The sequence below is a fragment of the Mesorhizobium sp. M1078 genome, assembly GCF_040318615.1.
Taxonomy (GTDB): domain Bacteria; phylum Pseudomonadota; class Alphaproteobacteria; order Rhizobiales; family Rhizobiaceae; genus Mesorhizobium.
This window is the reverse complement of record NZ_JAMYMP010000003.1, coordinates 141,787-167,925: the sequence shown is the minus strand read 5'-3', so window position 1 is coordinate 167,925 and position 26,139 is coordinate 141,787. Positions and strand designations below refer to the sequence as shown.

The window sequence follows — 26,139 nt, the reverse complement described above, 5'->3', positions numbered from 1 at the left end:
CTCGCGGTCTGGCGTATTCCAGCGCTGGGCGAAAGTTCGCCACCGCGCGACGATTGGTCAGCCGTGTGAGCCTATCAAACAACGGGCAGTTCGCCCTCGGTTTTCCTCGCGTCGAATAGGACGCCAAGGCCGTAAGTGACGGCGCCAGCGGCAATCATCTCTGCCAACGCTGCGCTCGACACCGGGCAATGCGGCATGACCGCCTTGATCGCGAGTTCGGCATTCGCGATCGACACGAAATCGTGCCGTCGCTTACGGGTCTCCAGATATTGTTCGATCAACATCTGCAGTCGCCTTCTTTCTATTTCATCGCCAGCCATTGGTTCCTCCTGTAGACAGTCTGAAAGCCCACCACGCCTAAGGAGCGGTGGCCTTGGCGGCCCTTTTTGAGGACCGTGGACTCGAGTGAGGCGGGCAGCGTTGCTGACCAGGATGTCGAGACCGCCGAGGGGCGTTGCTGCTTCATCGACCAGCTTTCTGCAAAAGGCCTCATTGCGGATATGCCGGCAAGCCTTTTGACCTGCCGCTTTTATTAGGTCCACCAGTTCGTCGGCGTCTTCCTGTTCTTCGGGGAGGTAGCCGAAAGCAACGTCCGCACGCTCGCGCGCGAATGCAATCGCCGCCGCACGACCAATACCGGAATCGCCGCCGGTTATCAGCGCTTTGCGGCCGGCAAGCCTGCCTGATCCTTTGTAGGTTGTTTCGCCGTGATCCGGGCGCGGCACCATCTTGCTGGCCAAACCCGGCCACTTCTGTTCCTGTGGCTTGAAAGGCGGCTGGTGATATTGCGTTACCAGATTCTGTTTGAGCATCGGGCTCGCAGGGCCTGCTTTAGCAGGCACTGTTCCCGTATCGGCTGACGCCGTGGAAGCATAAGCGGCGAGAATTCCTCCCGCCATGCTTCCGACGACAAGTCTACGCGCTGCGTCTGGTACATTGTCATGCTGGTCATGGTTCATCATGGGCTCGCTTTGACGGCAGGTGACCGTTACGGAAGTGGCACCTAACCGGCCGTCGACGCGAATGTTCCCTTGTGATTGCAGTGAGGTGTCGCTCGCCTTGCCCGTCTCGGCCGTGAGGCCGCATCACCACTTTGACACAACCTCCTGATTGTAGCGGAACGTCTTGTACAGACCGGCCCTGCTTCCAGATCGGCCGGTGGGTAATCAGAAAGAGGGATCGATTTCGCCGTTCTGGACCATCGCCAATAAAGGTTCCAGGTAGCGTTGCGTATGCGTCTGGCCCATCCGGAAAGCCGGTCCCCCATTCATCGCCGCCAAACGGGATGTGATCGACCAGGCCAACACAGACGCCGGGAACCGAGATGGTGCCGCCTTGCGGCAGCGATAGATTGCCTCCCGCAGCACATGCGGTCTCTGCGAATGCCAGCCCGTTTGATGACGCGAAATATCAGCTCAGTCGCTGGACGCCGACCCCGGCTCGGCCATCCTACGGTGCTGTTCGGCCAAGGTGCCTGCCGGCGTGACATGCGCGGCGGCGACCTGCAGCTTGTTTTTCCAACCGCTGACGACCTGTTCATCACCGGCCATCATCGCCTCGTAACCCGTTTTGGCGACATCGGCCGGATTGTCCTTTTCATCGGAGCCGACCTTGGTATCCATCATTTCAGCGCGCTCGAAGAATCGCGTCTGCGTGGGGCCGGGCATCAGCACGGTGACCGTCACGCCGCTATCTTTCAGCTCATGGCGGAGCGCGATCGAGAAGGAATCGATGAACGCCTTCGTGCCGTTGTAGACGGCCTGGAATGTGCCGGGCATGAAGCCGGCGATCGACCCGGTGAACAGGATGCGCCCGCGGCCTCGCCGGGCCATCTTGGCGCCGAGCTCATGCGCCAGATAGACCGTTCCGGTGACATTGGTGTCGATGATCCGGCGGACTTTTCGCCAGTCCTGGTCGACGAAGCCGTTGCCGAGCCCGCGTCCCGCATTGAGAAACAACAGGTCGATATCGCGATCGCCGATTTGGGAGATCAACCGATCGGCGCCCTCGACGGTCGCCAGATCGGCCTCAATGGCTTCGACCGTTACATTGTGGGTCTCAAGTGCCTCTGCCGCCTGCCGGATAGCCGGCTCGTCGGCGGCGATGATCAGGTCGTAGCCGTCTTTAGCGCACAGCTTTGCGAGTTCCCTTCCGATGCCACTCGAGGCGCCGGTCACCACAGCGAGTTTGGCGTCCGTCATCATATCCTCCATTTTCGTGCCATCGGAACCACGAGTGGGCACAATTGTTCCCCGGCGTTTGGGCTGGATTGATCGTGCGCTGTCATGACGGTCAGGCGACGGTCGTCATCGCGGTCGTCGCGCGCATTCATGGATGGCCGTTGCGACAAAAACCGTTCTACGCCATGAGAACTCGCCATGGCCTACCTTCAAAAAGGCCCCCCGAACGCATGGATTGAGTACTCAGAACGGATCAGTTGAAGTTGGAACAAGTGGCCCGGTTGGAAGTTCGAACCGTGCAGCGTTGTTGCCCTCCCATGTTGATGCTGCGCGATCGGGTCATCCCCTCAGCCCGATCTGCCCGCGCTTCTCCGCGCCAAAGAGAAGCGCGGGCCCCCCTCTTTTAACGGCTGTCCGGGATGGAGCGTTTTGTTACGTTGGACTAGCCGACCTCACAGGCTCGTCGTCGGTTTCGTTTGACGAGCTCTCCGAGCGCTCTAGATCATTGATGCCGGACGCAGTTGGTTCGGGCCGGGGAGGAAATCCGCGTGGCGCATCCAACGCGCGCTGTACCCCATAACGACCGTCATTTTCCGGTTGGCTGGCTGTGCTTGCTTCTGATGCTAGCCGGGTTGGCCGGATGCTCGTCTTCCAATCAGGTGGCGCAGCAATCACGAACAGCGGCCTCCGCGGCACAGACCGTATCGATGGTACTGGATGCCTGGGTGGAGGGAGCGGCACCGTCCGCCTATGCCACGGCCGCACTGCACTCGGTCGGAAAAACGCTGGCCGATGTCGAGGCGCAAATTCGATCGGCCGAGACCGCTGAACCAGCCGGGCGAGCAGGACTGACGGCAGCAGTCAACAGTTTGTCGGTGGCGGTGGCGCATGCCGAGGCGGGATTGCGGGTGAACAATCGCACTGAGGTGAAAAGCGCACAACAGGATCTTCGGGCGGCCATGCGCTCGCTCGCCGCCGCTTACACCAACGCTTTCGGACCAAAGCCGTGAAGAAGCTTCTGGAAATATCGCTTGGCGTCGTCACCAGTGTCGGAGGTTTCCTCGAAGTCGGGTCGATGGCTACGGCGACGCAGGCGGGTGCCGCCTTCGGATTCCAGCTAATCTGGGCCATAGTTCTCGGCACCATATGCATCATCTTTTTGGTTGAAATGGCCGGTCGGTTCGCCGCGATGAGCCATCACACGATCTCAGAGGGCATTCGTGAAAGATTTGGGTTCAACGTCTTCCTATGGCCGTTGCTCGTCGTCCTTCTCGTCAATTTCATGGTGCTGTCCGCTGAGATCGGCGGTGTGGCCATCGCACTCGAACTTGCCACCGGCATAGGCTTCCAGTGGTGGGCACTGCCGGTGGCGTTGCTGGCATGGCTGCTGCTGTGGAAAGGCACGTTTGGCTTTATCGAGAAAGGCGTTTCGGTCCTCGGCCTCGTGACGCTGTGCTTCGTGGTTGGTGCGGTGATGTTAAAGCCCGACTGGACAGCGGTCGCTGGCAGCGCCGTGCCTTCGCTGCCGGTTCACGATGGCATCAATTACTGGTTCATGGCGGCCAGCATTCTCGGCGCGTCGATATCGCCTTATCTTTTCATGTTCTATTCCTCGGGAGCTATCGAGGACAAATGGGATGAAAGCCACCTGGGGGCCAATCGTGCCATCGCCGGGCTGGGCATGACCTTCGGTGGGACCATTTCGATCGGCGTGTTGATCGTCGCTGCTCTCGTTCTCGCGACGCGCGGCATCGACCAGGTGGACGACTATCACCAACTGCCGTTGATGCTGATCCCTATATTCGGCTTCTGGGGGTTCGTTCTATTCGTTGCCTCGCTCGCCATTGCCTGTTTCGGCGCCGCACTCGAAGTCGGGTTGCAACAGGCATATCTGGTGGCACAGGGCTTTGGCTGGACCTGGGGCGAGGATCGCAAGCCGCGCGATGATCCGGGCTTCAGTGCCGTCTATACGGCATCATTGTTTTTGGCCGCCATTCCGATCATGCTTGGCCTCGACCCACTGAGGCTGACCATCTTTTCCATGGCGGTAACGGCGGCGAGCCTTCCGCTGACGGTAGTTCCATTTCTCTTCCTGCTGAATGACGAACGCTATGTCGGCGAACATCGCAACGGCATCATTTCGAATGCCGCCGTTGTCTTCATTATCGCGCTTGCCTTCGTGCTCGCCGTGGTGACGATTCCGCTGCAGATATTCGGAGGCACATGATGGAATTGATGCGTGATCTCCTGGACAAGCAGGTGTTCGACCGCCGGCGGGTCAAGATCGGCAAGGTCGACGGAGTGGTGGCCGAGTTGCGGCGGGGCAAACCACCAAGGATTGTCGCGATAGAACTCGGCTCCATCACTTTGGCGCGCCGCCTTGGCGCGCGGCCCGGGGAATGGATGGCGCAACTGGCGACGAGGGTGGGTGGCAAACGCCACGCCGAGCCACACAGGATTGCGTGGAAAAAGGTGCAGGACAACGGGCTCGACATCGAATGTGACATCGAGGTGGGCGAGACGTCGATTTTCGCCTGGCAGGACTGGTTGCGCGATCATGTCATCGGGCGCATCCCAGGAGCGTGATGATGAGGACAGTCAACCTCGAACATCTTGCCGGGCGACGCGTGCTCTCGCAGCGTGGAAAGAGCATCGGTCACATCGAAGAGATTCTCGCCGAACAGCGTGGCGACGAGCTCGTCGTTACTGAATTCCACGTTGGCATCTACGCCGCGTTCGAGCGTCTGTCGGCTTCGACCATCGGCATCGCGATGCTCGACCTGTTTCGGCTGCGCCGTCGCGACGGCCTGTACCGCATTCCCTGGGATAAACTCGATATCTCCGATCCGGCGCGACCGCGGCTGCTATGCCCGATGACCGAGCTTCCCGGATGGAAAGGGCAAAAGGACCTTCGGGAGTAGATGGCTACGGCTGGGAGGGCTAAGGCGCCGGCGTTTTGCCGGCGAACAGCCGTTCGTGCAGATGGCGCCTCCGCAAAGATTACTGCAGGTTCTTGCGAAGGAAGATGCGGGCGTGTCCTGGAATAACGAATTCGACCTTGCCGAATTCCTCAAACCCATGAAGCCGGTAAAATTGAGGCGCCTGGAAACTGCTCGTCTCGACGACGGCTCTCTTGCATCCACGCCTAACGGCTTCCTCCTCAATCGCCATAAGAAGCTGTGATCCATAGGATCGGCCACGCAATTTTTCAGGCAAGAAGAACATGTCGAGAAACAGGAGGCCCAGTTCCGTTCTGCCCCAAATTCCACCCCAGATCTTTCCCGAGGGGTCGGTAAGCTCCGCGCCGATCACTGCCCGGTCATCGATTCCGGTTTGTTCGATGTTGTGTCGATAGAGCGCAGCGGCCGCCTGCGTTCGTGCATCCCCGTTGTGAGCCAGAGCGATTGTAAATCCTTCGGATCGAGCCGGCATGCGTTCTGCTCCTGCGTCGGAATGGTCTTGAGATTCAACCGTCAGATTAACATCAAGGCGGCCGGTTCGCTCGCAGCTCTGATCGCCGCTTCTGTTGTAACCCGTCTTGCCCACATTCCGCATCGCGATCCGCGTCGGATGCATGCAGCCGCGCCCAACATATCGCTTTGGTGTTGAACAAAGCCCATCCTGCCCTTGTCAGGTCTCATCACAATTCGTGCGCCGTCAAGAGTGTCCACCTCGACGAAGGCTGCTGCGGATCACAATCCATTACGCCGGGAACAATGAGAAAAACCTGTCGTTGGGAAAGCGATCGCAATTCGGCGATTCAAACACGGAGACTCCAATGTTGAAGAAAATTCTAGCCGCGTCGGTGCTAACTATTGCCTTGGCCGGTTCCGCCTTGGCGCAGACAAATGGAACGGGTGCTGGCGGCACGGCTGGCACGGGTAATGGAACTGGTACTGGAACTGTTGGCAGCGGCGGCGCCGCTGGCAATGCCACTGGCAGCGGGAATGCGGCCGTGCCAACCGATCCGAATTCCACAAACTCGACTACAAAATCGAACGGCATGACCGACCGTTGCAAGGACGCCGCAGGCAATGACATCGATAACAACACTGCAAGTGGCGCAACGACCTCGACCGTGCAAAATTGCAACAAGTAGCCGATGGACCTAGCGGCTTCGGCCGTCCGAAGGCCCGCCATCAAGACAATGGCGGGCCTCCGAGTACGTGCCTCGCATGGCTGGATACATAGGAGCACATGTGTCCAAAGAGACCCGGCGGGCCAAACTCGATCGCTTAGCAGCCTCGATTCCGAAGCACGAATTCGAATTCCTAATGAAGATTGCAAAGCTAAGCCGTCATGACCTACTTGGCCTGATCGCTAAACACGATGGCGGCAGGGACAAGGTCTATAGGGACCTTGCGGCCCACTTGGCAGCAACTGAGGCCGCCCCGGAGCCCGTACATGAGGCGGCAGCTGACGACGGCCAAACAGCTGGAGCATCTCCAGCCACGAACTCGCCCGCCGGCAAGTAGCGGCGAAGATCATTTCGGTGCCAGCCCTGACGCTCAACGGAAGCGACGACCGTGTCGTCCTTCCAAAGTCTTCGAATGGGTTGGACGAGCATTTCACCGCGCCTTACCAACGAGAACTGCTGGATACGGCAAGCGGTAGGCGCTTTAAGTCCGGCCCGCCATTCAGCTTCATCGGACATGCCGGAACCTGAAGCGCCGCCGCGCATTTCGTCTCCAGGCATCTTGCGGTAATCGCCAGGGAGAAATTCAGATGCAAACTTCAGGCGCAACTTCACAACACCACCTTGGCCGATTGGCCATAGAACCGTTTTCCGGCACGGTGACGGTGCGGTTTTCCGACGCCATCGTCGCAGCTACGGAGCGGGCGAAGGTCCTGCGTGAAGACGGGCACGAGCCCGTTTTCTATATCCCCTTCGAGGACATCTATTTCGATCTTTTCGAAAAGACCGACACCACCAGCTGGTGCCCGCTTAAAGGCACCGCAAGCTACTGGCGTGTCCACGCCGTCGGCAGTTCTTCCGACGATTTCATGTGGGCCTACGAAACGCCCGATGCGGCTGCTCTGGCTATTGCAGGTCACGGCGCTTTCGATCCGGAAAAGGCCCGTATCGATGTCGACCCTGCCGAGGACAAGCGACACACGCCACATATCGTCGAATAGGTTTCATCAGGCAGAGACAATCACGGTAACGACAGGCGCGATGAGCATTTTCTACCAGGCGGCAAAGATTGCGGAGGAGGTTCACGCGTCGCAGCGCGATAAGACCGGGCGGCCCTACATCGAGCATTGCCGCCGTGTCGTCGACGCCGTCGAGACAATCGATCAGAAGACTGTTGCCTACCTTCATGACGTTCTTGAGAAAGGCGAAGGCTGGACCCGCGCCAAGCTCGAAGAAGCAGGCTTCGGACCGACAATTACCGCGGCGGTCGATGCCATGTCGCGCAGGCCGGATGAGGAGTATTTCGCCTTTGTCCGGCGGGCTGCGTCGAACCCAGTGGCGCTCCCCGTAAAACGCGCCGATCTGGAGGACAACATCTGGCAGTCGAGGCAGGTCGGAGCGTCGGCGGCCAAATATGAAGAGGGCCTTCGCATACTTGACCAAGAGTTCTCCCGACAATAGTGCGCGCCCGACGCTGGCATTGCATCTGCCGAAGCAGCCATCGCCTGCGAGAGCTTGCGGCGCACAGCACGTTTCGGCTCTCCTGGCCGTCAGTTTTTCCGCGCCGGCGTGCGCCTGAGGGTCCTCGCTGGACCATGGAACGTGTGATCGGGTCAAAGCTCCTCCGGAGATGGACCGCAGCGTCTCGAAAAGGAGTAACGGCCGGCTCGGAATCAGGAACTCCTCCAGCACCGGTGCGTTGACCAGCAAGCCGGGACGAGTTCCCGGCCTCCGCGGGTGGCGGGCAAGCCGCCGCCGAACCCGAACTTCTGCACAATGAAAGGTAAGGCCATGGGCTTCTTTTCGAAGGACATCAAGACACTCGACGATCTCTTCGTGCACACGCTGCGCGACATCTATTACGCCGAAAAGCAGATCGAGAAAGCGCTGCCGAAGATGATCGGCAAGGCAACCGATCCGCAATTGAAGGCCGGATTCGAAAAACACCTCGAGCAGACCAAAGGCCATATCGAGCGCGTCGAACAGGTGTTCGAATTGCATGGCGTCAAGGCCAAGGAGGTCAACTGCCCGGCGATAGACGGCATTCTGGAGGAAGCCGACGATGTGAGCGGCGACGTCGACGACAAGGAGGTTCTAGACGCGGCGCTGATAGCGTCGGCGCAGGCGGTCGAACACTATGAGATGACCAGATATGGCACGCTCATCGCCTGGGCCAAGCAGCTTGGCCGCAGTGACTGCGCCAACGTATTGGCCAAGAATCTGAAAGAAGAGCAGGCGACCGATCGCAAGCTCACCGAAATGGCGGAAAGCAAGATCAACATGCAGGCTGCCGAGTAGACCGTCCCAGGTCATGATGAGATTGGTTGAAATCTCATCATGACCTAACCCTGTTGGAGCATGATTTTTTCCAAAGCCGGCACCAGTGCTGCGTTGAGTCGATTTCCATCGTTGTCCACGGAACTTTCATGACGGGTGAATCTGCCATCTCTCGCGATCTGCCGACGAGTGTAAAATCGTCTTTCGGCGTGGCGTTGAGCACGGCGCCGATGGAAGCAAAGGCTGCCGACACGTTGCCGGCCGATGCTGGCCGATGGCAATACGAACCCAAATGGGACGGGTTCCGCTGCCTGGCCTTTAAATCCGGCGCGGCCGTGGAGTTGCGTGCAAAATCCGGCAAGCCGTTAGGGCGGTATTTCCCGGAAGTCGTCGCGATGTTGCATGAACTGAAAACAAAAGAGTTCGTGGTCGATGGTGAGATCGTCATCGAAATTGCAGGCTCTCTTTCTTTCGACGCCTTGCAGATGCGGCTGCATCCGGCGGAAAGCAGGATCCGGAAACTGTCGGTCGCGACGCCGGCAAAGCTGATCCTCTTTGACATGTTGGCGACCTCCGAGGGCGCCTTGATGCAGCAGCCGCTCTCGGTTCGGCGCGCTGCACTCGAACTGTTCGTAAAGTCGGCCGGGCGAAAGGATCTCGAACTGTCTCGGGCAACGCTTGATTTGGCGGCGGCAGGCAGATGGCTAGGCCAATCCGGACAAGGTTCGACCGACGGGGTTGTTGCCAAGCTTCTCGATGACGAATATCGACCCGGCGAGCGCGCCATGATCAAAGTCAAGCGCCTGCGCACGGCCGATTGTGTCGTCGGAGGGTTCCGCTACCTGGCGAATTCGCGTGAAGTCGGCTCCCTGTTGCTCGGCCTGTACAATGACCAGGGGCAACTCGACCACGTCGGGTTCACTTCTACGATCGCCCGGGAGGACAGGGCCAAGCTTACGCGACAACTTGAAGCTTTGCGATCGGCTCCTGGCTTCACGGGAAAAGCGCCGGGCGGTCCCAGTCGGTGGAGCACGGAAAGAAGCGGACAATGGGAGCCATTGCGGCCCGAACTGGTGGCGGAGGTGCGGTTCGATCATGTCACCGGCGATCGTTTCCGTCATGGCACCAAATTTCTGCGATGGCGTCCTGACAAAAGCCCGAAGCAATGCACGTTCGAACAGATACTTGGAAAATGAGGCTTGGCGAAGCGTCGATAGTTCCACACCATCGAGACCAAATCCGTCAAGCATTCGGCGCAGCCAAATCCAGTCGCTTTTCACTGGCGATCTTGAACCCGGCGGCGAGATAAACGCCTTTGCAGGAGGATGCCGGACCAAACCGTTGTTCAGTCTGTCACCACGCCTCGCTTTGGCGGCTCACGGTTCTCGTCCGGATTAGGAACTGGCACTTCGTCGGGAAGAAGATCCGGCTCAGGCTCGCGTATGTCCGGGGTCCACGTCGGCGCATCCACTGGCGGCTCTTCGGTTGGCTCTGGTTTGGGGGGCACATCTATTCTCCGGGTTTCGCTTGGGCGTGGGGTTCGGCCCGCCACCGGTCGCGCGTCGCCGCGTCTGGAGGCGAAAGGGTCTTTTCACACCCCATGTATTTTTACCGATGGCCAGCGGTCCTGGGGCTTGTCGGCGCCCGATCAAAGTCCTGCGTTCCGGCTCCTTGAGCGCAATGTTGGTATCCGCTGCCTCTGGCTCTTTGAGGACTGCCCCGTCGACGTTCTTGATCTCGGCCATAAGGCATCGTCCTTGGTGGCCAACGGGCAACCGCGAGAATTGTTCCGAGCGATTAAGGGCGGCTGGAGCTGCTGTGCGGACCTTCTGGCTGGGCAGTTATCAACTATGCTGTCTTGCGTTTCGGTGAGGCTCTCTTTGTGGATCTCGCCAGCCCTTCCTGTTTGAGGCTCTTCTTCAGCACCTCAGCGAGGTTGATGACATTCTCCTGTGGCCTTGGTGCGGGCTTCGGCAGCTTCTTGCCTTTGCGCTTTGCATCGATCATGGCGATCAGTGCGTCTTCATAGGTGTCTTCAAATTTCGAGGGATCGAAGGTCGTCACTTTTTTATCAATAAGCATGCCGGCGATTTCGAGCAGATCGGGGTCGTATTTCTGCTTGGCCAATCCATCGAACACAGTGCTTTCCGAAACCATTTCGTTGTGGTTGCGAAGCTCGGTCATCACCATCCCCTTGCCATAGGGCTGAATCAGCACTTCGCGGCCGCGCTGGTAGAGCACCACGCAGGATCGAGCGGCCACGCCCTTGTTCTTCATGGCATCGCGGATCACTCCGTATGCTTCGATTGCGGCGCCGTCGGCCGGGATCAGATAGTAGGGCTTCTCGAGATAGCGCGTATCGATATCGTCAATCGATACGAATTCGCCGACTTCGAGCGTGTGCTTCGACGTCAGCTTCAACGCCTTTATGTCGTCAGGTTCGATCTGGAGAAATTCGTCCTTTTCGATCTCGAAACCCTTCACCTGATCCGCTGCATCCACCAGCTTTCCGGTCTCCTCGTCGGCGTAGACGCTCCTGACCGGCAGACCGTCCTTGCGGTTCAAAATCTTGAAATGGATCTTGGATGCTTCGCTGGTTGCGCCGACAATCTTCACGCCGCAAGTAACCGAACCAACCTTCAAGAAGCCCTTCCAGGCAGCACGTGGCGCGGCCATTTTGCGCTTATCCCGTTTCCAGCTAGGGCAACGCGTTTCCGTTCGAATTGTTCCTGCGGCGGGGGCTCGGTGCACCGTGAATGTCCGGTGGGCGAAATCCTGTCGGTCTCGACAGCCGGGCCGGCGCCTGCATCCGCAGGAACCGAAAGCGCACCATGAACATTGTCAGACACAAGCAGGAGAGTGTCATGCAAGTCGTTCGGACCGAAGTGGTGAATGCCAGGGCGCCAGACGGGCAGTCGGTTCGCCGGGTGATATTTTGCGGCGAGGGCGGCGACTGCGTTACGGTGGACATGGCAAACGTCGGGATACAAGCTGAAGATGACGTGCTTGCCCGCGCAAAGGCAATCCTGGTCCAGACAGCGACCTTTGATCTCGCAGCCAATGAATATGACGCGACCAGCAACGGCAATTTCGACCAGGTCGAGATAACCTCTGCAAGCGACGGCGCCGGCGACGTATATGTCTTTGAGTATCGCGATGGCGAAACCAGCCGACGCATACCGCCGTCGAGGATGGCGAGCCTTGAGGCGGCCCGGTCCGAAGCTATCCGCTGCGCAATTGATCTTCTCGCCGACCTGCAGCCTGGCACGGACGCTCTGTCCGGCTGGCTTGTGAGGGTATCCAACGAAAACGGTGAATTGCTTTACACTGTTGATGTGGCTGAGGCCGATGCAGCGCGGCAGGCAGGCCAGTAACCCAAACCCGACGGAATCCACCAGTGGCCGCCCAAGGATTGATTCACGGACCAATAGGCGACGATGGCCTGCATCTGTGCGTCGACATGCAGCGCCTGTTTGCGCCGGGTGGACCTTGGCCCGTGCCGTGGGCTGAAAAGGTGGTCCCGGCGATCGAAGAACTGGTCGCCAGACATGCCAGCCGTACCCTGTTCACGCGCTTCATTCCTGCCGCCCGCCCGGGCGAGGCGCCGGGAATGTGGGCAAACTACTATCGTCGGTGGGCGGAGGTAACCCTTTCCAACATCGATCCGCGCCTGATCGAGCTGATGCCTCAACTTGCACGATTTGTACCGCCGGCGACGGTGGTCGACAAACACGTCTATTCGCCCTGGACCGAGGGGCGGCTCGACGCGCTGCTGAGTGGCTCCGGCGTGCGTGCGCTCGTGATCACCGGTGGCGAAACCGACGTTTGCGTTCTCGCGACCGTGCTTGGCGCCATCGATCGTGGCTTTCGCGTCATTCTCGTCACCGATGCCATCTGCAGCTCTGCCGACCAGACCCATGACGCACTGATGGAAGTCTACCATTCCCGCTTCAGTGAGCAGATTGAGGCGGCCAGCATGGCGGAGGTGTTGGAGTGTTGGCCACAACTCACTCGCTGATCTGGGGGGCTTCAAGTGAAAGGGCCGACAATCGTCATTCTGGTCGGGCGGACTGTTTCAGTTGGCGGACGGCACTACAGTGAACCGGAAAACGTATATGAACGGCACGATTGCCTGATCTGGTCGCTCGCGTGAATCAGTGTCTGGAAGCGTACAAAGCCTTGCAGAGCTATCGACAGCGCGGCCAACCGTCATAGAATGAACAGGATACAGCGCCGAAGACTCGATGCCGGCATCTAGCAATCTTTGCGAGACATCCGGCGCCTCTGCCGTCGGCCTTCCGCAGGGAGGATGATGTGCTGAAAACCGAAGTCATTGACCTTGAAACCTATAGCGCAGTCTACGCGGTGATCTCTGGCTATCGCGCTGACGACATTATCTCGACGGCGTTTGCGGTCGATGAAATCCGCGCAAGGTTTCCTGAGTGTCGCTGCGACGACGAGGAATTGGTCGGGCTTATGGTCCATGCCATGTCCGGCAAGAAAATTGCCGTGAGCTTCGACCACCGGGTGGAACCGGTCAGGCGGCGTGCTGCGCTGCCGATCGCTTCGGAGAGCAAAGGACTGCGATAATTGGACCACCATAGGTCCGTTGCGATTTTGGAAGACGAGGCGTTTATCGCGCTCGAACTTGAAGACATGTTGCGCGAGGCGGGGTTCGACATCGCTGGGGTCTTTTCGTCCTGCGTCGACGCGCTGGAATGGTTCAGGGGCAGTTCTCCCGACATTGTTGTCATGGATATCGGCCTGACGGACGGGGATTGCGTACGAATAGCTACATTGCTTGACGCCCGAAAGATCCCCTTTGTCGTCCATTCGGCAAGCTACGCCAATTCGGGTTTTCACGATCCGATTTTCCTTCAAGGGACATGGGTCGCAAAGCCTGCCTCGCCTTCCGAGTTGCGCAACGCAATTGATGCCTCTCTGGCAATGGCAAACGGCGATTACGTGTCGTGGTCGGCTGAAGCCCGATAAATCGCAACCGCATCATGAAATCCGGCGTTCAAACCAAGGCGCAATCGTCGGCCTGGAATTCACGGCACGATGGAACAAAATTGAAAATGCCGCGTTTGGGGTCTTGCGGCGTGATCCACCATTAGCCGCGGGGGCAACTTTATCCGTATAAATCCATAGGCTGGGAGTGGCGCTGTGACCGTGCAGGCATCCAAGAAGCAATTGGACCGTCGAAGCATCCTGAATTCTCTGAAAGCCTTCCGGCGCGGCGATTTCTCCGTCCGCATCGACAATGTTTATGAAGGCCTCGATTCCGAGATAGCTGAGACTTTCAATGAGATCGCTGATCTCAACGACCAAGTGACGCGCGAGTTCGAGCGCTTGAGCCGGGTCGTCGGCAAGGAAGGGCGGATAGGCGAGCGCGGCCGGGTTCGCAATGCCACCGGCAGTTGGGAATCCAGTGTCCGTTCAGTCAATGATCTCATCGAAGACATGGTTCAGCCGACGGCTGAGGTTGCGCGCGTTATCGGCGCCGTCGCCAAGGGTGACCTGTCGCAGACCATGATGGTCGAAATTGACGGCCGACCGCTGCGCGGCGAATTCCTGCGCATCGGCAAGATCGTCAACACCATGGTCGGCCAGTTGGCCTCCTTCGCCTCCGAGGTGACGCGCGTCGCGCGCGAGGTCGGTACGGAAGGCAAGCTCGGCGGCCAAGCCCGGGTCAAGGGCGTCGCCGGCACGTGGAAAGATCTGACCGACAACGTCAACGCGATGGCCACGAACCTGACCGGGCAAGTGCGCAACATCGCGGAGGTTACGACCGCAGTCGCGTCGGGCGACCTGTCGAAGAAGATCACAGTCGATGTCAAGGGCGAAATCCTAGAACTGAAGAACACCATCAACACGATGGTGGACCAGCTCAATTCCTTCGCTTCGGAAGTGACGCGCGTGGCGCGCGAGGTCGGCACTGAAGGCAAGCTTGGCGGCCAGGCGCGCGTTGAGGGTGTTGGCGGTACGTGGAAGGATCTGACCGACAATGTGAATTCCATGGCCGAGAACCTGACTGGCCAGGTGCGCAACATTGCCGAAGTGACGACCGCGGTGGCTTTGGGCGACCTGTCGAAGAAGATTACGGTCGACGTGAAGGGCGAGATTCTCGAGCTGAAATCCACGATAAACACAATGGTGGACCAGCTGAATTCATTCGCGGGCGAGGTCACGCGCGTGGCACGCGAGGTTGGCACCGAAGGCAAGCTTGGCGGCCAGGCGCAGGTGCGCGGCGTCGCCGGCACCTGGAAGGACCTCACCGACAACGTCAACTCGATGGCCGAGAACCTGACCGGTCAGGTGCGCAATATCGCCGAGGTGACGACGGCGGTCGCGTCGGGCGATCTGTCCAAGAAGATCACGGTCGCCGTGCAAGGCGAAATCCTGGAACTCAAGGACACCATCAACACGATGGTCGACCAACTGAACTCCTTTGCCTCGGAAGTGACGCGCGTGGCACGCGAGGTCGGCACCGAAGGCAAGCTGGGCGGCCAGGCAGAGGTGAGGGGCGTCGGCGGCACATGGAAGGATTTGACCGACAACGTCAATCTCATGGCCGCCAACCTGACTGGCCAGGTTCGAAACATCGCAGAAGTCACCACCGCCGTGGCGCGCGGCGACCTGTCGAAGAAGATCACCGTCGACGTCAAAGGCGAGATCCTGGAGCTCAAGGACACCGTCAACACGATGGTCGACCAACTGAACTCCTTCGCCTCTGAGGTCACGCGTGTGGCCCGCGAAGTGGGATCGGAAGGCAAGCTTGGTGGCCAGGCGCATGTCGAAGGCGTCGGTGGCACCTGGAAGGATCTGACCGACAACGTCAACGCCATGGCCGGCAATTTGACGGTGCAATTGCGCGACGTGTCCAAGGTGGCAACGGCCATTGCGACCGGCGACTTGACCCAGAAGATCACCGTCGACGCGCTGGGCGAGATCTTGCAGATCAAGGACGTCATCAACACGATGGTCGACCAGCTCAATTCCTTCGCTTCGGAAGTGACACGTGTGGCGCGCGAGGTCGGCTCCGATGGCAAGCTCGGCGGCCAGGCCCAGGTGCGCGGCATCGGCGGCACGTGGAAGGATCTGACCGAAAACGTCAACGCCATGGCGGCCAACCTGACCGGCCAGGTGCGCAACATCGCCGAGGTGACCACCGCCGTGGCGCTCGGGGACCTTTCGAAGAAGATCACCGTCGATGTCCGCGGCGAGATCCTGGAGCTGAAGGACACCATCAACACAATGGTGGACCAGCTTAATTCCTTCGCTTCGGAAGTCACGCGCGTGGCACGCGAGGTCGGCACGGAAGGCAAGTTGGGAGGCCAGGCGCAGGTGCGCGGCGTTGCGGGCACGTGGAAGGATCTCACAGACAATGTGAACTCGATGGCCGAGAATCTGACCGGCCAGGTGCGCAACATCGCCGAAGTCACGACCGCCGTGGCGCGCGGCGACCTGTCGAAGAAGATCACCGTCGATGTGAAGGGCGAAATCCTGGAGCTCAAGTCGACCATCAACACCATGGTGGACCAGTTGAACTCCTTCGCCGGCGAGGTCACCCGAGTCGCGCGTGAGGTTGGCACCGAGGGCAAGCTTGGTGGCCAGGCGCGCGTCGAAGGTGTTGCCGGGACCTGGAAGGACCTGACCGACAACGTCAACCTGATGGCGACGAACTTGACCAATCAGGTGCGCGGCATCGCCGATGTCGTGACGGCGGTCGCGCAAGGCAATCTCAGGCGCAAACTGACGGTCGACGCGAAGGGAGAGATCGCCCTGCTGGCCGACACCATCAACGGCATGATCGAGACGCTTGCCACCTTTGCCGACCAGGTGACCAACGTCGCCCGTGAGGTGGGCATCGAGGGCAAGCTCGGTGGTCAGGCGCGTGTGCCAGGTGCCGCCGGCCTCTGGCGCGACCTCACCGACAATGTCAATCAACTCGCTGCCAATCTGACCACCCAGGTGCGTGCCATCGCCGAGGTTTCGACGGCGGTGACCAAGGGCGATCTTACCCGTTCGATCAGCGTCGAAGCCTCCGGCGAGGTCGCCGCGCTGAAAGACAACATCAACGAAATGATCCGCAATCTGAAGGATCAGACGCTGAAGAATGCCGAGCAGGACTGGTTGAAGACCAATCTCGCCCGGTTTTCGCGCATGCTGCAAGGCGAGCGCGACCTTGCCACCGTCTCGCGGCTCATCATGTCCGAACTCGCTCCTCTGGTGAACGCCCAGTATGGGGTGTTCTACGTCACCAATCGCGACGAGGAGGAATCCTATCTTGAGCTGGCGGCTTCCTATGGCGCCGAGAGCAAAGCTGCCATCAAGCAGCGGCTTGATCTGCGAGAGGGCCTGGTTGGGCAAAGTGCCGCCGACAAGCGCGCCATCATGCTGGACAATGTGCCGCCAGAATTCCTTCGGGTCACATCGGGTCTTGGCAGCGCCTCGCCAGCCAATGTCATCATCCTGCCTGCCCTGTTCGAGGATGAAGTCAAAGCCGTCATCGAGCTCGCCTCGTTCGGCGAGTTTCGTGACACACACCAGTCGTTCCTCAACCAGCTCATGGAATCCGTCGGCATCGTTCTCAACACCATCGCTGCGACGATGCGCACGGAGGGCCTGCTCAAGCAGTCGCAACTGCTGACGTCGGAATTGCAAGCGCGTCAAACCGAGCTGACAAAAAAGCAGGAAGAGCTGCATGCGACGAACGAGGAGCTGCAGGAAAAGGCGCAGCTGCTCGAGAACGAAAAGAAGCAGGTCGAAAACAAGAATCTCGAAATCGAGATGGCGCGACGCGCGCTGGAGGAAAAAGCCGAGCAACTGGCGCTCACGTCGAAATACAAATCCGAATTCCTGGCCAATATGAGCCACGAACTGCGCACGCCGCTCAATTCGCTGCTCATTTTGTCAAACCTGCTGGCGACCAATCAGCACGGCAACCTCAACGAAAAACAGGTAGAGTTCGCCCGCACCATCAATTCGGCAGGAACCGATCTTCTCAGCCTCATCAACGATATCCTCGATCTGTCGAAGATCGAGTCGGGCACTGTTTCCATCGACATCAACGATATGCCGGTGACGCATCTTCGCCAGCATATGGAACGAACTTTTCGTCAGCTGGCAGCCGACAAGGGACTTGGCTTCACCATCAAGGTCGATCCGGCGCTTCCCGACACGGTCCGCACAGATGAGAAACGCTTGCAGCAGATTGTCCTCAACCTGCTTTCCAACGCATTCAAATTCACCTCGGAAGGCGAGGTCAGCCTGAACTTCCGGGTTGAAAAGGCCGGCCGCCGCAATGGCGCGACGCAGCCGGTGAAGGCTCTCGCGATCGCCGTCACCGACACCGGCATTGGCATTCCAGAAGACAAACAGAAGCTGATTTTCGAGGCCTTCCAGCAGGCCGACGGCACCACCAGCCGCAAGTATGGCGGCACCGGCCTTGGGCTCTCGATCAGCCGCGAGATCGCTCGCTTGCTTGGCGGCGAATTGCGGGTCGAAAGCACGCCGGGTAAGGGGTCGACATTTACCCTCATCATCCCGTTCGACGGCCCCCGCGTGACGACAGTACAGTCGACCTTGGCTCCGGCGGCGGAGGCAGTTGCTGCGACAGCTCTGCTCAGCAGTCCGCCCTCGGCAGAGCTGATCGACGACCGCGATTCAATCCTACCCACCGATCGGATCGTGTTGATCGTCGAAGACGATCCGACCTTTGGCGGGTTGCTGCTTGGCCTCGCCCGGTCGGCCGGGCTGAAAGGCGTTCTGTCGACTGCAGGTTCCGGCACGCTGGCATTGGCCCGCAAGCTCGTTCCCGACGCAATCACACTTGATCTCGGACTTTCGGATATCGATGGCTGGGTGCTTTTCGATCTGCTGCGGCATGACCAGAAGACGAGGGGAATTCCCATCCATGTCATCTCGGGTGCCGAAGACATCGACAGTCTCGCACGCAAGGGGGCGTCCAGCATTTCCACCAAGCCCGTTTCCTCGGACGAGCTGATGAAGGTGTTTCAGGATATCCACTCGAAGAAGCTCCGCGTTCAGCGCCGCGTTCTGGTCGTGGACCCTGACCCGGAGCGGCGTCTGGCGCTGGTCGAGGCAATCCGCGACGGCGTAACGTCGGTCACCGCGATCGGTCGTGTTGCGGCAAATGCAGAAGACGTTGGCCTCGCCTCCTATGATGCCGTCGTGCTCGGCTTTGGACGCTCCGCCAAGGACAACGCAAAGGCGCTGGACGAGATCACCGGCCAATTCGGCGAAGCCTTGCCGCAGCTGCTGTTCTTTACGCCTCACCCGGACGCGCTTGAACAGGTACTGGCATTGAACCCGGCCTTGGCGGAAGCACCGCGGGCGGAGAACTTCGCTCAATTGGCGCTGCATATTTCGGCAACGCTGCCGGGAGAAGGTCGTCAAGAGGCCTGGGCAGGAACTGAACATAACGGCAAGTCCGATCTCGCCGGGGCGAAAGTTCTCATCGTCGACGACGACATTCGCAACATCTATTCGCTCACCAGTGTTCTGGAGACCTATGACATACAGGTTCTGCATGCCGAGCGGGGCCGTGATGGCATCGCGCTTCTTGAACAGGCGCCCGATGTCGACGTGGCATTGATCGATATCATGATGCCGGAGATGGACGGCTACGAGACGATGCGGCGGATTCGCGGCACACCGGCGATTGCTCATATCCCGCTGATTTCCGTCACCGCAAAGGCGATGAAGGGGGATCGGCAAAAGTGTCTGGATGCCGGGGCTTCCGACTACATCGCCAAACCCGTCGACCTGGATCTCCTGCTGGCGCTGCTTCGTGTCTGGATCGGGCGTGCCCGATCCCGTGTCGAGAGCCCGGAAAAAATTCTCCTGGCAGCGAACTGACGGCCGTTCGATGCAAAAGCTGGCAAGAAACAGGGTAAGGAAACTTGAGGTGGCAGCTCTTGCCGAAGGGCCGGCAAGAGCCCGCATCCTGGCGGTGGACGACGATGAGCGCAATCTGCTGGCGATCAGCGAAGTGCTCGCGACTATCGGAGAGGTCATCTGCGCCCAATCGGGCGAAGAGGCTCTGCGCTTTCTGCTGAAAGAGGAGTTCGCCGTCATTCTCCTGGATGTCCTCATGCCAGGGTTGGACGGGTATGAAACGGCCGCACTTATCCGCCAGCGCGAGCAATCCAAGCGCACCCCAATCATCTTCTTGACCGCCATCAACAAGGAGGATGCGCATATGCTGCGCGGCTATGATGCCGGCGCGGTCGACTATGTGTTCAAGCCATTCGATCCGATCATGCTGCGTTCGAAAGTCGCGGTTTTCGTCGAACTCCACGAGAAGACGCTCGAGATCCAGCGCAAGGCGGAGGTCGAGCAGGGACTATTGGCGCAGGCGTTGCAGGCGCACAAGGACAAGCTTCAGGCCGAACGCGCGCTGCGCAGCGCCGAGCAACGGCAGGACGCCATCCTGAATTCGTTGCCGGTCTGCTTTCATGCTCGGGCAGCCGAGCCGCCCTTTGCGGCGCGCTTTGTTACGGAGGGCGTCGAGCGCTTGACCGGCTTTGCGCCTGAATACCTGACATCGGATCCGGAGTTCGGTCTCAGCCGCGTTCATCCGGACGACCTGCCGCGATTGAGGGAAGCGCTGCTGGCGGCAAAAACCACCGGCTCCTATACGTGCGAGTTCCGCTGGCAATGCGCCAATGGCGAGTATCGCATTTTTCTCGACCAGGGGGTGATGTCGGACGGCTTAGATGGCCGTGAACCGGAAATCATCGGCACATTGCTTGACATCACCGAGCGGCGCGGTCTTGAGGATCAGCTGCTTCAATCCCAGCGCATCGACGCTATCGGCAAGCTAACCGGCGGCCTGGCGCATGATTTCAACAACCTGCTCGCCGCAATTCTCAGTGGGTTAGGGCTGCTTGAACGCCGAGCCACGTTGGATGATCAGGCGCAACAGGTACTCGACCTGACGCGGCGTTCTGCAAAACAAGGCGCTGACCTTGTGGCGCGAATGCTGGCATTCTCGCGGCGCCAGACCCTGAAGCCGGAAGCGGTGCGCCTTGCTGCGCTGAACGACACGATGAACGGATTGGTGGCGCCCGTGCTGGGGGGGTTGATCCGTTTCGACTGGCAGATCGATGACACGATCTGGCCGGTGCATGTCGATGCAGGCCAACTTGAATTGGCCTTGATGAATCTGGTTTTCAACGCGCGTGACGCCATGCCCTCTGGCGGGACAATAACCGTGCATGCGCAGAATCGATCGATCGGGACGCCAACAGAGGATATTCCGCCGGGCGACTATGTCATGATCGCCGTCAAGGACACCGGATCCGGCATACCCCCCGATCTTGTCGCCAAGGTCGTCGAACCGTTCTTCACCACCAAGCCGGTCGGTAAGGGAACGGGCCTCGGCCTCAGCACGGTCTACGGCTTCATGAAGCAGTCAGGTGGGACACTTCGCATAGAAAGCGTCGTCAACCGCGGAACTACCATGCAACTCTGGCTGCCACGATCGACCGAACAGCCGGTCGATCCTGTGGTGGAACCCGACATTGAACGAGCGTTCGCCGATGCCGGGATGGAGCACCCATCAATCCTCCTGATCGACGACAGCCATGTTTTGCGGCAATTGACCGCCGAGTCCCTTCGCCAACGTGGTTTCGAGGTGACCTGCGCGGGAGGAGGGGCGGAGGCGCTGGCCATGATGGAGCGCACTCCCGACGAGTTCGACGTCATTATCACCGATTTCGCCATGCCACTCGTATCCGGCGTCGACGTGATCCGCTTCGCGCGCAATTTGCGCTCGGACTGGCCAGCGGTCATGATCACGGGCTATGCCGATGCCCGGGAGATTGCCGATCGGCCAGCCGACGTGCCCTTGCTCGGCAAGCCCTTCCGGGACGAGGATCTGTTCGAAGCGATTTTCCTCGCGATAGAGAATGCGGCCCCCCAAAGGATCAAAACCGGCTAGCGCTTAGGGGTTGTCAACGGTCTGGCCACGTCGCAAAGGGCCGCATTCCTGATCGGCAATCTTGGTCATTCGCAACAGGCGGCGCTACCAGCGTTCCTCGGTGTCGCGGTCCGGTAGGTCTATTCCGCAGCACACCCAACCAAGGCGCTGCGCTGAACCATAGTTGTACCGAGGCTCCAGATGAGCCGGATCATCGAAGGTACCGACGTGCAGCGCGATCTCGGTTGGCGACGCGTCATAGCAAAGGCTGAGCGGCGACCCGCATTCTGGGCAGAAGCCTCTTTGCGCGATCGGCGAAGACCTTCGATATGTTGGCGTTCCGGAATTCCAGGTCAGGCTTTGGCAGGGCATCCAGGCAAGAACTGCAAACGCGCTGCCGGTCGCTCGTCTGCACATATCGCAGTGGCAGTAGTGAACCCTCGGTTCGATCCCGGCGCTGAATCGGATCCTGCCACAGAGACATCCGCCCTTGATGGCCAAGGAGCCGGGTAGGCGCTTGCCAACCTCACGCATTAAGATCGATCAAGGCGGCGCCGAACGCTCCGATCGCAGTCAAAGAGGCACTGCCGAGGTTTTGGTCGGTTGCGAAGGCTGTCAGCGCACCGAAGCCTTCGTCGCCGAGGTCGAGCACGACGACGAAAGTCCTTTGCCCGCTGACCTGATTGACGAGCTTGGGTTTCATGGCGTTCCGAACCTGTTGCGGGGCAGTTAATGGGCATGGTGCTCGGCATTCCGCTTGCGGGTTGCCGCTGCCTTCTTTGCCGATTCCGATCGGCTTTCGGCTGACCGTGAAGCCGATGCCTTGCCGCCGCTTTTCCCACCCTTGTGGGCCGCGGGGTGTCCGGTGTGTTTACCACGACCCGAGCCGCCTTCTTTCTTGCCGCCGCCATCGTCCTTGTTGACGGTCGCCCATGCCCGGCGCTCGGATTCCTTCTCGGAAACACCGCGCTTCTCATAGCCTGCGGCAATGTGGTCGGCTTTGCGTTCCTGTTTGTCGCTGTATTTCGATTTGTCGCCTCGTGGCATGGTCGTTCTCCTGGCTCAATGATGTTTGAACGGTATGCCGGCGGGAGAGTTCCAAGCGGAAATTCAGAAAATTGAAAACGCGAGCGAGGATTTCGACCAACACGGAGCGCTATTGCTCCGGAGCCGTGGCGGGTGCCGTGTAGCGGCGGCGCACGGCACCGATCACGCGTTTCTTGAAGCGATCGAGCGCGGCAAGCGTCTCCCTGGAGACGACGTCGTCGCGTGCCGTCTACTCGGTAGCCCAATGCAACGAAATACGTTCCGCGACCTCAGTAGCCACCGACCACCGGCAGGATCTCTCCCGTGATGTAACTCGAGCAATGCGACGAGGCGAGGAACACGTAAGCCGGGGCAAGTTCTTCTGGTTGCGCTGGCCGTTTCATCGGCGTATCCGCGCCGAATTTCGAGACGTCGTCGGCTTCCTTGTCCGAAGGGTTGAGCGGCGTCCACACCGGACCTGGCGCGACCGCGTTTACCCGGATGCCCTTGCCGATCAGATTGCCCGAAAGCGCTCGCGTGAAGGCATGAATGCCGCCCTTGGTCATCGAATAGTCAACCAGTTGCTTGGAACCGTCGATGCCGGTCACCGAACCGGTATTGATGATCGCGGAGCCCGGCTCCATGTGCGGCACGCTCTCCTGCGCCATATGAAAATAGCCGTAAAGATTGGTCTTCAGCGTCGTGTCGAAATGTTCCTCGGTCAGGTCGTTGAAGTCACTGGAATGGATTTGGAAAGCGGCGTTGTTGACCAGCACGTCGATCCTGCCGAATTTTTCGACCGTCAGCGCCACGGCGTTGCGGCAATGCTCGCGTTCACTGACATCGGCTTTTATCAGTATGCAACGCCGGCCTTCCTTTTCGACGGCGTTTTTGGTCGCTTCGGCGTCCCTGTCTTCACTCAAGTATACGATCGCAATGTCGGCGCCCTCGCGGGCGAACAAGACTGCCACCGAACGGCCGATGCCGGAATCACCACCCGTGATAAGCGCTACCTTGTCGTCGAGTTTTTTCGATCCGAGGTAGTAAGGCGCATCGTAGAGCGGAGCGGGCTCGATCGCCCATTCATGCCCCGGTTTGGGTTGATGCTGCTCGGGAAAAGGCGGCTCGGGATATTTGCGGGCGCCGGCTTGCATCGCTTGTTGCATTTTGCCATTGCTCTTCGTCTCGTCTTTGGCGTCGATACCACGCTGGATATGGCGTTGCTTGGCGGCTTCAGCTGAAGTCTGCGACTTAGTCTGCATGGCTTTCTCCTGTGCTCGGAGAACGAACAACGCATGCCGGGCAAAAAAGTTTGCGCAAATATCTCGATCCCGAAAGGGCTCGCCATTGCGAACAGCCTGCGAGGAGCGTGGAGCATTGGTCGTCAATGAGACCGGAATTGCCATGCCGGTGGCGTTCAGACAAACACCACATTCGTTACCCGCTCAAAGCACGCTCTTTTCAGAACCATAGGGTTTGGCAATGCGGACCATGCCTTTCGTCCGAAGGCGCTGGTATAAATAGAAAATCGTCATCAAGCCGATTGCTGTTCCGGCACCAAGACACAGCGCGAGCAATAGTTCTGCACCGACACGAAACGCAAGCAGAGTAACGCCGGCCGCAGCGACGAGGGCATTTATGAATGCGATCATAGTCGCTGCAGTGGTCAGGTACGCCAGGAGAGGCCCAGTACGAAGAGAAGGTTCGGCGTCATTTTCGGGCCAGCGACCGAATTCCTTGGAAAACTGGAAGGCAGCCTCGTCGCCCAAAGTTCGATAGTAGGCTCTGATCCGGGCAATGCCGATATGGGCCTGCATGTTCTCAGCGGCGATGTCGACCAACCTCAAGACGGTAAAGGCACCCAGTAAAAAGACCGATGGCAGCACAACCGCGACAAACGGCAGGAAGAACTCGGAGGACTGCGTAACAAAGCCCGTTGCCACCAGAGCGCTCGACAGAGCCATAATGTAGATGGTCGTCCGCGACGCCATTTCACTTATGGACGTGCTGATCGCTGTCTGCTGCACGAAATGCTCTGTCGTCAGGGCCGCGAGAAACGAAGCATCGGGTGTCGGCGTGTCAGCCATGGAGTATGCTCCTGTCGGGTCGACCTGAGTTTTTCTTCGATATAGCGCTTGCGAGGCTGGCCGCCACTGGATGCTCCCGACGTCTGACCCATGCCGGTTTTATTGTGCCATATCCAGCGAGCCCGCATCACCGATCAGAAAGGGCCGATCATGTGGTCAGCAGACGCTGGCCATATCGCAGGCGAAATGTCTGCCGTGGTCAATCTGTATGGCCTCCTGTTGGGGATCCGGGTCGAAGCGCATTCGCGGCGCGGTTGCAGTTGGGAGCGGTTCCGCGGCGGCGCTGATGCGAGTTCGCGCATTCGTGGCAGCGGCCTCGAAACGAATTCGGTCCCTAGGCCGGCAACGCAAATTCACCGGCAAGTTCAATGGTGCGGGCTTGCGGGCCGACTTTTCGGTGGCGAAGCCCATGACCACGGTCCACCAGACTCATAAATCAGCAGCCCGGATCCTGCCTACTGCGGTATCTCCAGGCCCTGCCGCAATCCTGTCGCGACGACTGAGACCCTGAATTTTCCGGCGAGTGCCCGGTCGAATATGGCGCCGACGATGATGTCGGCGTCGGCGTCGACCTCCTCGCGGATGCGGGTGGCGGCCTCATCGACTTCGAACAGCGTCATGTCCATGCCGCCCGAGATCGAGACCAGGACGCCCTTGGCGCCGATCATCGAGGCTTCGTCGAGAAGCGGGTTGGCTATCGCCGCTTCGGCGGCCTTCCTGGCGCGGTCCTCGCCCGTGGCTTCCCCGGTACCCATCATTGCGCGGCCCATGTCGCGCATCACCGACTTCACGTCAGCGAAGTCGAGATTGATCAGCCCCTCCTTGACGATGAGATCGGTTATGCAGCCGACGCCGGAATAAAGGACGCGATCAGCCATGGCGAAGGCGTCCGCGAAAGTCGTCTTTGCGTCAGCGATCCTGAAGAGGTTCTGGTTCGGAATAACGATTACGGTATCGGCGCATTCGCGAAGCTGCTCGATGCCCTCTTCGGCGGCTTGCATACGGCGCTTCCCTTCGAAGGTGAACGGCTTGGTGACGACCGCCACCGTCAGGATGCCGGCTGCCCGTGCAGCGTTCGCTATGACGGGCGCGGCACCGGTTCCAGTTCCGCCTCCCATGCCGGCGGTCACGAAGCACATATGGGTTCCCGCAAGGTGGTCCCTGATCTCGTCGATCGATTCCTCGGCTGCCGCGCGGCCGATCGCCGGCAGGGACCCGGCGCCCAGGCCTTCCGTGACATGGGCACCCAGTTGGATCAGCCGCGATGCTTTCGACATGGTCAGTGCCTGGGCATCGGTGTTGGCGACGATGAACTCCGCACCCTGCAGATTTTCGGCAATCATGTTGTTGACCGCGTTGCCGCCGCCACCGCCGACACCGATGACGGTTATCTTCGGCCGCATTTCCGAGATGACGGGCCTTGCCGCGGTGCTCATCGTCTTGTCTCCTTGGAATTGATCGATAAAAAAGTTCTCGGAACGCGCC

At 59.6% G+C, this 26,139-nt stretch carries 25 protein-coding genes; 15 read left to right on the top strand and 10 right to left on the bottom strand.

The window, feature by feature from the left end; genetic code table 11:
- Positions 1-74: 74 nt before the first annotated feature.
- Positions 75-962: an SDR family NAD(P)-dependent oxidoreductase gene (locus NKH38_RS07170; protein ID WP_502896599.1), complete on the bottom strand. Its 888-nt coding sequence runs from the start codon at positions 960-962 to the stop codon at positions 75-77.
- A 453-nt stretch (positions 963-1,415) separates the two neighbouring features.
- Entirely contained in the window at positions 1,416-2,213 is a 798-nt protein-coding gene (locus NKH38_RS07165) for an SDR family NAD(P)-dependent oxidoreductase (RefSeq protein WP_023696321.1), read from the bottom strand.
- A gap of 515 nt (positions 2,214-2,728) precedes the next feature.
- Here NKH38_RS07165 and NKH38_RS07160 point away from each other — a divergent pair.
- Genes NKH38_RS07160 through NKH38_RS07145 form a run of 4 tightly spaced genes read left to right on the top strand, consistent with a single transcriptional unit; the run spans position 2,729 to position 5,101 of the window.
- Complete coding sequence (locus NKH38_RS07160) at positions 2,729-3,190, top strand: hypothetical protein (protein ID WP_352761808.1); 462 nt, start codon at positions 2,729-2,731, stop codon at positions 3,188-3,190.
- On the top strand, positions 3,187-4,407 hold the full coding sequence (locus NKH38_RS07155) for an NRAMP family divalent metal transporter (protein ID WP_352761810.1): 1,221 nt from the start codon (positions 3,187-3,189) through the stop codon (positions 4,405-4,407). Before NKH38_RS07160 ends, NKH38_RS07155 begins: the two co-directional genes overlap by 4 nt.
- Positions 4,404-4,766 (top strand): hypothetical protein, encoded by a 363-nt coding sequence (locus NKH38_RS07150; RefSeq protein ID WP_245260251.1) that lies wholly within the window; start codon positions 4,404-4,406, stop codon positions 4,764-4,766. The genes NKH38_RS07155 and NKH38_RS07150 overlap by 4 nt, the downstream gene beginning before the upstream one ends.
- A 2-nt stretch (positions 4,767-4,768) precedes the next feature.
- Positions 4,769-5,101 (top strand): hypothetical protein, encoded by a 333-nt coding sequence (locus NKH38_RS07145; protein ID WP_023681169.1) that lies wholly within the window; start codon positions 4,769-4,771, stop codon positions 5,099-5,101.
- A gap of 79 nt (positions 5,102-5,180) precedes the next feature.
- Here NKH38_RS07145 and NKH38_RS07140 read toward each other — a convergent pair whose 3' ends face one another.
- Positions 5,181-5,756: a GNAT family N-acetyltransferase gene (locus NKH38_RS07140; RefSeq protein ID WP_245266074.1), complete on the bottom strand. Its 576-nt coding sequence runs from the start codon at positions 5,754-5,756 to the stop codon at positions 5,181-5,183.
- Between the two features lie 202 nt (positions 5,757-5,958).
- On the opposite strand from NKH38_RS07140, the gene NKH38_RS07135 reads away from it, so the two are divergent.
- From NKH38_RS07135 to NKH38_RS07115, 5 genes are all read left to right on the top strand, one after another.
- Positions 5,959-6,279, top strand: coding sequence for a hypothetical protein (locus NKH38_RS07135; RefSeq protein WP_352761813.1), 321 nt, complete (start codon positions 5,959-5,961; stop codon positions 6,277-6,279).
- 626 nt (positions 6,280-6,905) lie between these two features.
- The gene (locus NKH38_RS07130) at positions 6,906-7,316 is read left to right on the top strand and encodes a DUF427 domain-containing protein (RefSeq protein ID WP_023681172.1); all 411 of its coding nucleotides are present in this window, start codon (positions 6,906-6,908) and stop codon (positions 7,314-7,316) included.
- Positions 7,317-7,356: 40 nt separating this feature from the next.
- Positions 7,357-7,776, top strand: coding sequence for an HD domain-containing protein (locus NKH38_RS07125; protein ID WP_023681173.1), 420 nt, complete (start codon positions 7,357-7,359; stop codon positions 7,774-7,776).
- A gap of 330 nt (positions 7,777-8,106) precedes the next feature.
- Positions 8,107-8,613, top strand: coding sequence for a YciE/YciF ferroxidase family protein (locus NKH38_RS07120; protein ID WP_023668075.1), 507 nt, complete (start codon positions 8,107-8,109; stop codon positions 8,611-8,613).
- A gap of 128 nt (positions 8,614-8,741) precedes the next feature.
- On the top strand, positions 8,742-9,788 hold the full coding sequence (locus tag NKH38_RS07115) for an ATP-dependent DNA ligase (protein WP_352761816.1): 1,047 nt from the start codon (positions 8,742-8,744) through the stop codon (positions 9,786-9,788).
- A 652-nt stretch (positions 9,789-10,440) separates the two neighbouring features.
- Here NKH38_RS07115 and ku read toward each other — a convergent pair.
- Positions 10,441-11,268 (bottom strand): non-homologous end joining protein Ku, encoded by an 828-nt coding sequence (ku, locus tag NKH38_RS07110; RefSeq protein ID WP_023681176.1) that lies wholly within the window; start codon positions 11,266-11,268, stop codon positions 10,441-10,443.
- 155 nt (positions 11,269-11,423) lie between these two features.
- Between ku and NKH38_RS07105 the strand changes: the two genes are divergently transcribed.
- The 6 genes from NKH38_RS07105 (at position 11,424) to NKH38_RS07080 (ending at position 21,562) form a co-directional block, all read left to right on the top strand.
- Positions 11,424-11,966: a DUF6894 family protein gene (locus tag NKH38_RS07105; RefSeq protein WP_352761818.1), complete on the top strand. Its 543-nt coding sequence runs from the start codon at positions 11,424-11,426 to the stop codon at positions 11,964-11,966.
- 23 nt (positions 11,967-11,989) lie between these two features.
- Positions 11,990-12,610: a cysteine hydrolase family protein gene (locus NKH38_RS07100; protein ID WP_023687850.1), complete on the top strand. Its 621-nt coding sequence runs from the start codon at positions 11,990-11,992 to the stop codon at positions 12,608-12,610.
- A gap of 296 nt (positions 12,611-12,906) precedes the next feature.
- Positions 12,907-13,182 carry a hypothetical protein gene (locus NKH38_RS07095; RefSeq protein WP_023725485.1) on the top strand — a complete coding sequence of 92 codons (276 nt, stop codon included), beginning with the start codon at positions 12,907-12,909 and terminating at the stop codon, positions 13,180-13,182.
- Positions 13,183-13,584, top strand: coding sequence for a response regulator (locus tag NKH38_RS07090; protein ID WP_352761821.1), 402 nt, complete (start codon positions 13,183-13,185; stop codon positions 13,582-13,584).
- A gap of 180 nt (positions 13,585-13,764) precedes the next feature.
- A complete protein-coding gene (locus NKH38_RS07085; protein WP_031198412.1) occupies positions 13,765-19,476 on the top strand; it encodes a HAMP domain-containing protein in 5,712 nt (1,903 codons plus the stop codon).
- Positions 19,424-21,562, top strand: coding sequence for a PAS domain-containing hybrid sensor histidine kinase/response regulator (locus NKH38_RS07080; RefSeq protein ID WP_352904334.1), 2,139 nt, complete (start codon positions 19,424-19,426; stop codon positions 21,560-21,562). Before NKH38_RS07085 ends, NKH38_RS07080 begins: the two co-directional genes overlap by 53 nt.
- A gap of 84 nt (positions 21,563-21,646) precedes the next feature.
- Here NKH38_RS07080 and NKH38_RS07075 read toward each other — a convergent pair whose 3' ends face one another.
- From NKH38_RS07075 to ftsZ, 6 genes are all read right to left on the bottom strand, one after another.
- Entirely contained in the window at positions 21,647-22,075 is a 429-nt protein-coding gene (locus NKH38_RS07075; protein WP_081839719.1) for a GFA family protein, read from the bottom strand.
- Complete coding sequence (locus tag NKH38_RS07070; RefSeq protein WP_023704643.1) at positions 22,068-22,244, bottom strand: PCC domain-containing protein; 177 nt, start codon at positions 22,242-22,244, stop codon at positions 22,068-22,070. Before NKH38_RS07070 ends, NKH38_RS07075 begins: the two co-directional genes overlap by 8 nt.
- 26 nt (positions 22,245-22,270) lie before the next feature.
- Positions 22,271-22,588, bottom strand: coding sequence for a hypothetical protein (locus tag NKH38_RS07065; RefSeq protein WP_023714619.1), 318 nt, complete (start codon positions 22,586-22,588; stop codon positions 22,271-22,273).
- A gap of 269 nt (positions 22,589-22,857) precedes the next feature.
- Positions 22,858-23,829 carry an SDR family oxidoreductase gene (locus tag NKH38_RS07060; RefSeq protein ID WP_023687856.1) on the bottom strand — a complete coding sequence of 324 codons (972 nt, stop codon included), beginning with the start codon at positions 23,827-23,829 and terminating at the stop codon, positions 22,858-22,860.
- A gap of 183 nt (positions 23,830-24,012) precedes the next feature.
- Positions 24,013-24,654, bottom strand: coding sequence for a hypothetical protein (locus tag NKH38_RS07055; protein WP_352761824.1), 642 nt, complete (start codon positions 24,652-24,654; stop codon positions 24,013-24,015).
- A gap of 455 nt (positions 24,655-25,109) precedes the next feature.
- Positions 25,110-26,090 (bottom strand): cell division protein FtsZ, encoded by a 981-nt coding sequence (ftsZ, locus tag NKH38_RS07050; protein WP_023696303.1) that lies wholly within the window; start codon positions 26,088-26,090, stop codon positions 25,110-25,112.
- Positions 26,091-26,139: the final 49 nt, after the last annotated feature.